The sequence below is a fragment of the Alloalcanivorax sp. C16-1 genome (genome assembly GCF_046507805.1).
GTDB lineage: Bacteria > Pseudomonadota > Gammaproteobacteria > Pseudomonadales > Alcanivoracaceae > Alloalcanivorax.
Genome location: NZ_JBKFTK010000001.1, coordinates 428,861 through 438,967, shown reverse-complemented (window position 1 = coordinate 438,967; position 10,107 = coordinate 428,861). Strand labels below are relative to the sequence as shown.

Annotated in this window: 6 protein-coding genes; 5 read left to right on the top strand and 1 reads right to left on the bottom strand. The window is 65.2% G+C overall.

The genetic code is table 11. The features are described 5' to 3' along the window. Window positions 1–18: 18 nt before the first annotated feature. Window positions 19–207, bottom strand: a complete 189-nt coding sequence (locus tag ACLD0W_RS02145) for a Trm112 family protein (RefSeq protein WP_410305866.1) — start codon at window positions 205–207, stop codon at window positions 19–21. Window positions 208–459: 252 nt separating this feature from the next. On the opposite strand from ACLD0W_RS02145, the gene ACLD0W_RS02140 reads away from it, so the two are divergent. The 5 genes from ACLD0W_RS02140 (at window position 460) to ACLD0W_RS02120 (ending at window position 10,030) form a co-directional block, all read left to right on the top strand. After that, on the top strand, window positions 460–2,256 hold the full coding sequence (locus ACLD0W_RS02140) for an acyl-CoA dehydrogenase C-terminal domain-containing protein (protein ID WP_410305865.1): 1,797 nt from the start codon (window positions 460–462) through the stop codon (window positions 2,254–2,256). A gap of 54 nt (window positions 2,257–2,310) precedes the next feature. Beyond that, window positions 2,311–2,745 (top strand): YbaN family protein, encoded by a 435-nt coding sequence (locus ACLD0W_RS02135; RefSeq protein ID WP_410305864.1) that lies wholly within the window; start codon window positions 2,311–2,313, stop codon window positions 2,743–2,745. A gap of 39 nt (window positions 2,746–2,784) precedes the next feature. Continuing rightward, window positions 2,785–4,560 carry an acyl-CoA dehydrogenase C-terminal domain-containing protein gene (locus ACLD0W_RS02130; RefSeq protein WP_410305863.1) on the top strand — a complete coding sequence of 592 codons (1,776 nt, stop codon included), beginning with the start codon at window positions 2,785–2,787 and terminating at the stop codon, window positions 4,558–4,560. A gap of 233 nt (window positions 4,561–4,793) precedes the next feature. After that, window positions 4,794–9,281 (top strand): phosphodiester glycosidase family protein, encoded by a 4,488-nt coding sequence (locus ACLD0W_RS02125; RefSeq protein ID WP_410305862.1) that lies wholly within the window; start codon window positions 4,794–4,796, stop codon window positions 9,279–9,281. A gap of 11 nt (window positions 9,282–9,292) precedes the next feature. After that, window positions 9,293–10,030, top strand: coding sequence for a hypothetical protein (locus ACLD0W_RS02120; protein ID WP_410305861.1), 738 nt, complete (start codon window positions 9,293–9,295; stop codon window positions 10,028–10,030). The last annotated feature ends 77 nt before the right edge of the window (window positions 10,031–10,107 follow it).

Sequence of the window (10,107 nt, the reverse complement as noted above, 5' to 3'; positions counted from 1 at the left end):
AGGTCCTTGGCAAGGGGGTCAGAGCGCGCGCAGTTCGTCGTCGTTCAGGGTGCGCGCTTCTTCCTCCAGCATCACCGGAATGCCGTCGCGTACCGGGTAGGCCAGCCCGCTGGCCTTGCATTTCAATTCGGCGCGTTGCTCGTCGTAGATCAACGGCGCCTTGCTTACCGGACAGACCAGAATGTCCAGCAGATTGGGGTCGATCATGGGGTGGTACTCCTGTCGGGAACCCGAGAATAACGGGGCTCTGGGGGCGGACTATACCAGTGTTGTCGGACAAAAGTGATTTCAAACGCTTGTTTGACTTACGGGTCACAAATAGTTGTGGGCAGCGGCTCCGGGGCGCGGCTACCATTTCCTCCCTGACGATGGACCCGCCCCCGCCCGCTGCCTCTGTCACAGCCCGTTCCGGGGCCGGTTTTCCCACTTAACGACGACTCATTCCTGGGAGACCTGATCATGCCCGAGTACAAAGCTCCCCTGCGCGATATGCGCTTCGTGCTCAACGAAGTGCTGGACCTGGACGGCCATTACGCCAAGCTGGGTCTGGAAGAGGTGAACAGCGAACTGCTCAACGCTTTTCTTGAAGAAGGCGCCAAATTCTCCGAGAACGAACTGGCTCCCCTGAACCGGTCCGGCGACGAGGAAGGCTGCCACTTCGAGGACGGCGTGGTGACCACGCCGAAAGGCTTCAAGGAAGCCTACGCCAAGTACGTGGAAGGTGGCTGGCCGGCCATCAACGGCGATCCGGAATTCGGCGGCCAGGGCCTGCCCGGCTCCGCCAGCATCGCCATTTCCGAAATGACCGGCACCGCCAACTGGTCCTGGAGCATGTATCCGGGCCTGTCCCACGGCGCCGTGGCCACCATCGAGGAGCACGGCACCGACCAGCAGAAGAACGCTTACCTGCCGAAGCTGACCAGCGGTGAATGGACCGGCACCATGTGTCTGACCGAGCCGCACTGCGGTTCCGACCTGGGTATCCTGAAAACCAAGGCCGAACCCAACGCCGACGGCAGCTATAGCATCACCGGCACCAAGATCTTCATCTCCGCCGGCGAACACGACATGGCCGAGAACATCGTGCACATCGTGCTGGCGCGCCTGCCCGATGCCCCGAAAGGCACCAAGGGCATTTCCCTGTTCATCGTGCCCAAGTTCCTCACCGACGGTAGCGGCGGCGTGGGCGAGCGCAACGCGGTGGCCTGCGGTTCCATCGAACACAAGATGGGCATCAAGGCCTCCGCCACCTGCGTGATGAACTTCGACGGCGCCACCGGCTACCTGATCGGCCCGGAGAATAAAGGCCTGAACTGCATGTTCACCTTTATGAACTTCGCCCGTCTGGGCACCGCCATCCAGGGCGTGGCCCACGCCGAGCTGGGTTTCCAGGGCGGTCTGGCCTATGCGAAGGAACGGCTCGCCATGCGCAGCCTGTCCGGCCCGAAAAACCCGGACGGCCCGGCGGATCCGATCATCGTGCACCCGGACGTGCGCCGCATGCTGCTCACTTCCAAGGCGTTCGCCGAAGGCGGCCGTGCGCTGGTCTATCTGTGCGCCCAGCTCGGCGACCAGGTGAAGCTGGCCCGTGACGACGCCGAGCGTGAACAGGCCCACGATCTGATGGCGCTGCTCACTCCGATCGCCAAGGCATTCGTCACCGAGGTGGGCCTGGAAGCGGCCAACCATGGCGTGCAGATCTACGGCGGCCACGGTTTCATCCGCGAATGGGGCATGGAGCAGAACGTGCGCGACGCGCGCATCTCCACCCTCTACGAAGGCACCACCGGCATTCAGGCGCTGGACCTGCTGGGCCGCAAGGTGATGATGACCCAGGGCCAGGCCCTGCGGAACTTCACCAAGATCGTGCACAAGTTCTGCGAAGCCCACGCCGACAACGGTGAGCTCAAGGAGCTGATCGACCCGGTGGCCCACTACAACCGCGAGTGGGGCGAGCTGACCCAGGCGATCGCCATGCAGGCCATGCAGAACCCGGACTACGTGGGCGCCGCCTCGGTGGACTACCTGATGTACTCCGGCTACGTGACCCTCGCCTACCTGTGGGCGCGGATGGCCGCCAAGGCCCAGGAGCAACTGGCCGCCGGTACCGGCGACGAGGACTTCTACAAGGCCAAGATCAGCACCGCCCGCTTCTACATGAAGCGCATCCTGCCGCGCGCGGCGGGTCACAAGGGCGCCATCGAAGGCGGTCTCGACTGCCTGATGGAACTGGACCAGGAACACTTCGCGTTCTGATCCGGCCTGCTCCGGCATGGCTCTGAAAAAGCCCCGCTTCGGCGGGGCTTTTTTGTGTCTTATACTGCGGCCATGCTGCGTACTTTTCTCTGGCGCGGTCTGGCACTGCTGTGCGTGGCCCTGGGGCTGATCGGCGTGGTGGTGCCGGGCATGCCGACCACCGTGTTCATGCTGATCGCCGCCTGGGCGGGCACCCGGGGCTGGCCGCGTCTGGAACACTGGCTGCTCAACCATCCCCGCTTCGGCCCGCCCATCGTGCTGTGGCGGGAGCAGGGCGCCATGTCGCGCCGCGCCAAATGCGCCGCCTCCACGGTGATGCTGATCAGCGTGGTGCTGATCGCGCTTTCCGGCGCGCCGAACAGCGTAAAAATCGGCGTGCCGGTTTTTCTGTGCGGGTTGCTGCTGTGGATGTGGCGTCGCCCGGAACCCACCGTTGAGGATGAACGGCGGGTCACAAATAAACGTTTACGCCCCGTTCGCCGCGACTAAACTAGGCTCCCGCAATCGCCACGTTTCGGGAGATTTTTCATGGCTACCTACAAAGCGCCGTTGGAAGACATGCGTTTCATTTTGAACGATGTATTTCAGGCTGATCGTTTGTGGGCGTCCATGCCCGCCACCGCCGAGGTCACCCGCGATCTGTCCGACGCGATTCTGGACGAAGCGGGCAAAATGGTGGAAAACCTGCTCTTCCCGCTCAACCGCGACGGTGACGAAGAAGGCTGCCACTTCGACAACGGCCAGGTCACCACGCCGAAAGGTTTCAAGGACGCGTTCAAAACCTACGCCGAAAACGGCTGGACCGCGTTCTCCGGCAATCCGGAATTCGGTGGCCAGGGCATGCCCAAATCCCTGGCGGTGCTGTTCGAGGAAATGATGCACAGCGCCAACTCCTCGTTCGCGCTTTATCCGGCGCTGACCAACGGCGCCACCCTGTGTCTGGATGCTCACGCCAGCGACGACCTCAAGCAGGCCTATCTGCCCAAGCTGTACAGCGGCGAGTGGAGCGGCACCATGTGCCTGACCGAACCGCACAGCGGCACCGACCTGGGCATCATGCGCACCAAGGCCGTGCCCAACGACGACGGCTCCTTCAATATTTCCGGCACCAAGATTTTTATCACCGGCGGTGAACACGACATGGTGGACAACATCATCCACCTGGTGCTCGCCAAACTGCCCGATGCCCCCGCCGGTTCCAAGGGCATTTCCCTGTTCCTGGTGCCCAAGTTCCTGCCCGACGCGGACGGCAACCCGGGTGAACGCAACGGCGTGGCCGCCGGCTCCATCGAACACAAGATGGGCATCAAGGGTTCCGCCACCTGCGTGATGAACTTCGACGACGCCAAAGGCTGGATCATCGGCGAAGCCAACCAGGGGCTGGCCGCCATGTTCACCATGATGAACTATGAGCGTCTGTCCATCGGCATCCAGGGTCTGGGCCTGGGCGAGGTGAGCTACCAGAGCGCCGCCGACTACGCCCGCGAACGTCTGCAGGGCCGCGCCGCCACCGGCGTCCAGAACGAAGGCGGCAACGCCGACCCGATCATTGTGCACGGCGACGTGCGCCGCATGCTGCTGACCATGCGCGCCCTCAACGAAGGCGGCCGTGCCCTGTCCACCTACGTGGGCATGGAACTGGACAAGGCCAAGTTCTCCGAGAACGACGCGGAGCAGAAAGCGGCCCAGGACCGGGTGGCGCTGCTCACCCCCATCGCCAAGGCGTTTTTCACCGACCGCGGCTTTGACACCACGGTGATTGGCCAGCAGGTGTTCGGTGGCCACGGCTATGTGCGCGAGTGGGGCATGGAGCAGTTCGTGCGCGATTGCCGCATCTCGCAAATCTACGAAGGCACCAACGGCATTCAGGCGCTGGATCTGGCGGGCCGCAAGGTGACCCGCAACGGCGGCAAGTACGTGGACGCCTTCCTGGCCGACGTGCGCGGCTGGATCGACGAAAACGCCAACGAGCAGGGCCTGGACAGCATCCGCGAACGGCTGGTGGCCGCCGTGGACCTGCTGGAAAGCACCACCGCCGAACTGCTGCGCCAGGCCGGCGACAACCCGGACATGGTCAACGCCAGCGCGGTGGAGTATCTGGACCTGTTCGGCTATGTCACCTACGCCTGGCTGTGGGCGCGCATGATGGTCACCGCCGCGCAACGGGACGACGACTTCGGCCGCGCCAAGCTCACCGTGGGACGCTTCTACTTCGAGCGCCTGCTGCCCCGCGCCGGCGCCCTGGCCGAACAGATCAAGGCCGGCCCGGCCACCCTGATGAGCCTGGACCAGGACCTGTTCTGAACCATCGGCATCATCGCGTTAAAGAAAGGCGGCCTTCGGGCCGCTTTTTTCTTCTGATCCTACTCCATGGGACGAAATCGCTGACATAAATCCCGTCATGCCCGGGTCACCGCGCTGCAACAGGCGGCCACTACCGTACCGGCTTTGTTTGGCCCCTTTACCAACAATGACCGGGAGAAAAAACGGTGAGCAGTCGTCCCAGGTGGCGCCACGCAGGCGTGGCCCCGTTGTGCTTGTTGGCCGTCGCCGCGTTGAGCGGCTGCGGCGGTGATACCGATACCGTCTACCGCGACCAGCCGGTGGATGTGCCCTATGTGGAGGATCTGTCCGGCGCGGAATCGTTCAGCGCCAACGTGATCGCGCCACCGGAGGACGCCGAGGCGCAGTTCGCGCCGGCCACGCCGCCCGCGGTGTCCGGCACCACCGCCCGGGAGACCGTGCCCACCGAGATCAGCGACTTCCACCGCTATGCCGTGAACCGGGATCTGACGATCACCGAGGGGCGGCTCAACCACACCCGCGACGAAGCCATCATCAGCGCCGAGTTCAATTTGGGCGACAGCCTGTCCCTGGTGCCGGTGACCCGCTCGCGGGGGCAGTTTTCCTTCGAGCGCACCACCACCTCGGCCAACCACGCCATCGACAACGGCGACAACCTGATCCTGGCGGTGAACGCGGATCCCTACAGCATGACCCAAGGCTGGAACACCGGTCTGATCAAGAAGGATGGCGTTACCTACACCGGCTTCTCCGACCGCAACGAAGACCTGATCGTGGTCTACCAGGATGGCCGCGCCGATATCCTGCGGGAGGTGCCCACTTTCACGCTCAACCTCTACCAGGACGGCAGCGCTCTGGGTGAGCTGGGTACCGTGCACTACTTCGACAACGCCACCCAGGTGAACACCGGCTTCAGCCGGGGCAACGGCGAGGTGGAACTGTACCTGGCGGAAAGTTACCGGGGCACCGTGGACCTGACAGGTCGCTCCGCCGCGCTGGTGAAGGCGGAAGCCAACGGCATCAGTGTGGTGACGCTGGAGCACGGCGGCATCAGTGCCCAGTTGCCGCCGCTGAGCGGCACCGTGGTGGCACGCGTCGAGGACCGCGACGGCTATGTGATCCCCGCCGGCCATGCCCTGCTGGTGGACGACGGCGCCCTGAACGCTGGCGCCCGGGTGGACATCCGCTATGAAACCGACGACCCGGACTGGGCCAATGTGAAAAGCGCTCTGGGCGCTGGCTTCGGTCGGGGCCTGCTGGTGGAGAACGGCCAGCTCGGCGACAACCAGAACGAGAACGCGATCAGCGGCCGCACCGCCTTCGGCGTGCGCGCCGACGGCAGCTATTTCTTCCTGGTGGTGGACAAGCCGGTGGGCTCGCTCACCGACGGCATCACCGAGACCAAGCTGGGGCAGTTGATGATCGCCTACGGCGCCGACCGCGCCATCAATCTGGACGGCGGCGGCTCCACCACGCTGGCGGCGCGCCTGCCCGGTGAACGCTACACCTATCTGCTCAATACCCCGTCCGACGGCGGCGAGCGGGTCACCGCCACCAAGTGGGGGCTGGCGCTCAACACCGAGCGGGCCCGCGCGGCCAGCGACGCGGTGGCGGTCTACCCGCGCACCATTACCCTGATGGCCGGTTCCACCTACCGGCGCTTCAAGGGCGTGGGCTATGACGCCGCGTCCTGGGAGCGCGGCGGCGAGGTGCCGGAATACGGCATCAGCGAAGCCGGCCTGGGCCTGATCGATGCCCGCACCGGCGCCTTCCGGGCCGGTGACGGTAATCAGGAAGGCTATGTGGTGGTGAAAGTGGGGGACCGCAAAGGCGTGGCCCGGGTCCGTGTCACCGCGGAACTGGACGAGATCCGTTTCGCCAGCGCCGCCATCGCCGTGGACAGTGGCGCTACCGTGGCGCTGCAACCGCGACTGATCAGTCAGGGCGAGGCGGTGACTTTCTCCGCCGAGGCGCTGGCGTATCAGGTGGACGACGCCGCCCTGTGCCAGGTGAACACCAGCGCCGGCACGGTGACCACCGCGCCGGTACAAGGCCGCCAGTGCACGGTCACGGTCAGCGCCGCCGGCAAAAGCGCCGCGCTCACCATCAATATCGGCGTGGCGCCGGAGATCGTCGCCGACTTCGAGGGCGACGTGAGCATGTTCCAGGCCGCCGGCGCCCGCCACCGCCGCGTGGAGATCGAGCGGGTCCAGGACCAGGTGTTCGACGGCGCCCATTCCATGGCGCTGCGCTGGGAGGCCAACCCGGATCAGCCCGGCACATTCGGCGCTTACCTCACCGACCCCGGCGGCGTCACCGAACTGCCCGGTTACCCGAAATACCTGGGCGTCAACGTGTACATTCCCGATGAACTGGCCGGCAAGGTCTGGTGGGTGCGGGGCAGCCTCAAGGACGCGGACGGCAAGACCGTCACCATCAACTACAACAACGACGGCGAGCAACTGCCGGAGCGTGGCTGGCACTTTATGAAGGCCAGCATCGGCAGCGGCTACCGCGAGCCGCTGACCTTCTACCAGCCATTCCGCTTCCTGGTGCTGAAGACCGCCGAGCGTATTGATTCCCAGGTGGTGCTGGACAACTTTACCGCCATCTACAGCGACGACACCGATCTGGCCGGCCCGGGCGTCACCGCCACGCCGGCGTCCGGCGATACCGTGGACAGCGCCGACCCGCTGATTTCCCTGCAGGTGAACGACGCCTCCGGCGTGGACTTCGCCGCCAGCCAGCTGACCCTGGACGGCCGCGACATATCCGCCGATCTGACCAACAACGGCACTGACCGGATCCGCTACCAGGCCGCCGGCCTGGCCGACGGCTGGCACCGGCTGGACTACCGCCTGTTCGACATCAACGGCAACGTTACCGCCGGCAACTACCTGTTCAATGTGGTCACCGGCGCGCCGCGTCTCTATATCGACAGCGACAACGTTCAGCTCTACCCGGGCGGTATCTTCAGTATTCCGATCCGAGCGGTGGGCGCCGGGGCGTTCAATGATCTATCGCTGACGCTGGACTACGACAGCACCAAAGCCACCATGACCGTGGACGACGGGGATCTCACCGCCACCGGCGTCAGTGAGACCAGCGGCCGTTGGCAGGGGCGTTTTACCGGGTTCAGCGACGCCACCGGCGTGGTGGCCTATCTGAACCTACGGGTACGCGACTACATCCAGAACACCTTCGTCTCGGTGGTGGTGAACGGCACCCTGGACGGTGACACCTTCCATCATCCGGTGGTGCGCAAGGAAGTGGGCAGCCGCTACCGCCTGCTCACCGACTGGGGCATCGAAGGCGAAAGCACGCGGATGCTGGTGGTGGATCAGGCCGGCAATCCGGCCCCGGGCGTGACGCTGGAAACCTTCCGCTACAACAGCGGCACCGATCAGATCAGTGATGTCACGGTACTCGGCGATACGGATGCGGAGGGCCGGCTGAACGTCACCCTGCCGACCGCCGCCGATACCCAATCGCTGCTGTTCCGCGCCTACGACGGCCAGGGCTCCTCCCTGATGACCGATGTGCGGGCGCTGGTGGAACGCCTCGGCGATACGCCGCGCTATGTGTTCCTCACGCCCGGCCGGGATGCCACCGCCATGAACGTGGCCTGGTTCACCGCCAGTACCGTGACCGATTCGCGCGTGCGCTTTGGCGTGGGCGGCCTGGATCAGGAGATCATCGGCGAATCGCGCATCGTGCCGTTCTTCTACGGCAGCGAGGCCGGCGTGGTGCGCGTGCACCGGGCCACCCTGGAGGGTCTGCGGGCCGCCACCGACTACCAGTATCGGGTGGGCGCTGACGGTGCCATGAGCGAGACCCACCGCTTCGCCACCGACGACGGCGACGATCGGGTGCGCATTCATCTGTTCGGCGACACCCAGACGGTGTCCAACGACAACCTGTTCAACGGCAGTGGCCTGGTCACTGAGCTGTACCGGAAAATGCAAGCGCAGTTGCCGGACGGGGATCTGATTCTGCACGTGGGCGACTTCACCGAGGACCTGACCGACTATCGGCTGGTGCGGCTGTTCTTCGAAGCGCTGGAAGGTGACGACATGCTGGCCTCCCATCCGTTCGTGCCGGCCCAGGGCAACCACGAGGTCTACAATGAAGGCGCCGAGAAGTTCGCCGACCTGATTCCGCTGCCCGGCAATGACAGCGGCCTGCCGGCGCCCTATGACGACGCGGTCTACAGCTTCGACCACGGGCCGGCGCACATCGCCGTGATCACCTCGGAACTGCAAAGCGAAGCGGACTGGCCGGTGATGATGGACTGGCTGCGCCGCGACATGAATGCCAGCGACGCCACCTGGAAGATCCTGATGGTGCATCGCCCGCCGTACAACGGCAACGCCGCCTCCGGCAACGGTCGCTCCCAGGCCTATATCCCGGCGGTGGTGGATGAAACCGGCATCGATCTGGTGCTCTCCGGCCACGACCACATGTACTCACGCAGTCTGCCGCTGACCGCCGGCAAGCCGGCGCCGGGTGGCGCCACCTACCTGATCGCCGGCTCCGACTCCGCCAAGTACTACGACAACAACGGCGGCGGCATCGCGCTGATCGCTGATGTGCTGTTCGACGACAACGTTAACACCTACACCACTCTGGATATTCAGGGCGAGGACCTGCATGTGCTGACCCGCACCCTGGACGGCACCGTGGTGGACGACGTCACCCTGCACCCGCGCAGCGACCGCTGAGGAGAGCCGCGATGAAACTGAAAAACGCTTTGCCGATCACGCTGCTCGCCGCCGCCCTGGCCGCCTGCGGTGGCGACGACGATACCCGCTACGTGGATCGCGACGATCCGACACCGGTGGAGTACATGCCGGTGGATGGCTATGTGCTGGGCTTCTGGGTCATGGACACGCAGGACGATTGCGACGGCCCCTGCATCAACGACCACTCGCCCTATGGCGACCCGCTGTACGGGCTGGACGCTGCCGGTCAGCCGGCGGCGCCGGCCCTGAACGATGGCGGTGAAGTGGGGCGCGTGGCGGTGTTCGCCGATAACTATCGCCTGGTCACCCGCGACACCGGCTCGCTGAACAACAGCGTGATCGGCGAACGGTTCTCTGTGCACTTGCGCGCCCGCACCGATCAGACCGACGCAGTGCCGGTGATGGCCCTGGCCGGCGACGGCGGCACCGCGCTGCGCGTCAGCCTGGCCCGGGACCGCCTGCTGGTGGAGCTGCCGTCGCAGAACCGCCGGCTGCTCACCGGGCTGGAAGCGGGCGACGGCTGGCGGGAAATCCAGCTGACCGGCGACGGCCAGCGGGTCACGTTGTCCGTGGACTGCGAGACCGTGGAAGGGTTCGATGTGGCGCCGGGCGTGCCGGTGTTGAGCAGCGGTCCGGTGGGTGCCGTGGTCGGCGACGGCTTCACCGGCGCGGTGGATCTGGTGCGGATCAGCCGCCGGGAGGAGGGCAATCTGTTCTGTGCTGACTAGCAACCGGCTGCCGAACAAAAAACGCGGCCTTCTGGCCGCTTTTTTTTTGTGCGGCAAAGCCGCTTACCGCCGGGTGG

Excerpts from the sequence above, each read along its gene's own strand:
- ACLD0W_RS02120 (WP_410305861.1), top strand. The coding sequence starts at position 9,293 with ATGAAACTGAAAAACGCTTTGCCGATCACGCTGCTCGCCGCCGCCCTG.
- ACLD0W_RS02140 (WP_410305865.1), top strand. The coding sequence starts at position 460 with ATGCCCGAGTACAAAGCTCCCCTGCGCGATATGCGCTTCGTGCTCAAC.
- ACLD0W_RS02145 (WP_410305866.1), bottom strand. The coding sequence starts at position 207 with ATGATCGACCCCAATCTGCTGGACATTCTGGTCTGTCCGGTAAGCAAG.
- ACLD0W_RS02130 (WP_410305863.1), top strand. The coding sequence starts at position 2,785 with ATGGCTACCTACAAAGCGCCGTTGGAAGACATGCGTTTCATTTTGAAC.